General features: G+C 60.1%; 1 pseudogene. It reads right to left on the bottom strand.

What is annotated here, in order from left to right:
• Positions 1–53: 53 nt before the first annotated feature.
• Positions 54–1,157: pseudogene (locus KIP88_RS45755) on the bottom strand (IS701 family transposase); the annotation flags it as partial.
• Positions 1,158–1,212 lie beyond the last annotated feature (55 nt).

Raw genomic sequence — 1,212 nt, 5'->3', positions numbered from 1 at the left:
CCGCTATCATTCGGATAAAACCGGCTTCCCGATGCTAACTGGACAGGCTCCTAGAGCTGCTGGTGAGCCTGTTACAGACCCACCTGGCCTTGATCGTGGCAGCAAGCGTCTTGATGGTGGCATCGGCAGGCAGGTTCGACACATAGTATTTTTGCTCCCCGGTCGACCGCCGCTCGCCGACGAGCCAGACCTCGTCGCCAGGCATGCACTGCATACGGTTATTGATCATCCGGTGCTTATGGCCATCCGCAACGCGGACACGGCGGGCCGTGAAGAGACATGTCAGCCGACCTTTGGTGCCCCGCCGCCAGCTGACCCTTTGCCATTTGCCTTCGGCCAATAACGCTTCAGCAGAGACCGGTGGCTGATCAGGGATGTGGTATTTGCGGGGCTTTCCGGTCTTCGCGATGGGGAAGATCAGGGCAATGTCGGCGGGATAGACGTTCTGGCGCCGCGACAGACCCACCGCCCACAGCAGACCGCGCTCGCTCAAAGCCTGACGGAAAGGCCCGCTGGAGCCGTACCCTGAATCGGCAAGCACACAGCCGAAACGCGCACCAGAGGCGATGACGCGGTCGATCTCCTCGATCGCAATCTCCGGCTTTGTCAGAGCAGTCTGTCTATCCTTCGGCACACCGGCCCGCGCCATGCGCTCAGGATCATTTGTCCAGTTCTCGGGCAGGAACAGCCGCAGGCCCACCATCACCGGCACTTCCCGCGACGCCAACGTTAGCGAGACTAGCGACTGACAGTTAGCAGTCTTTCCGAGCGACGAGGCATATTGTGGCGCGACGCCAATCGAGTGACGTCCCTTCTTGGGCAACGCCGTATCATCGATGACAAGAAAACCCGCATCATCGCCAACCAATCTGTCTGCCTCCTTCAGCAGGGCAGCCTCGAGTGGAGCACTGTCCCAAACTCCGGCAGCGACGAAATGATGGAGCTGATCGTAACCGACCCCACTGGCGCGTGCCGCCATCGGTTGAACGCTCTTGCGGTCTCCTGGACCAATCAAACCCGCGACGTAGAGAGGGCACATCCGGGCCCGCGTCTTGTGCCCTAGCGCCGCGACAAACGGCGCAAGCCAGCGATCGAGATCGGCTTGCCAGTCCACGTCCATAGATCGGCCCTCCATAAGCCGACCTCTCATGAATCACGCAAATCCTCTCTTGGGAATCCCAAAAACTCGCCGCCGCTAAAAATTTGCCAAAG

This window comes from Bradyrhizobium sp. SRL28 (genome assembly GCF_018596315.1).
Taxonomy (GTDB): Bacteria; Pseudomonadota; Alphaproteobacteria; order Rhizobiales; family Xanthobacteraceae; genus Bradyrhizobium.
This window is presented reverse-complemented; position numbering and strand designations above follow the sequence as displayed.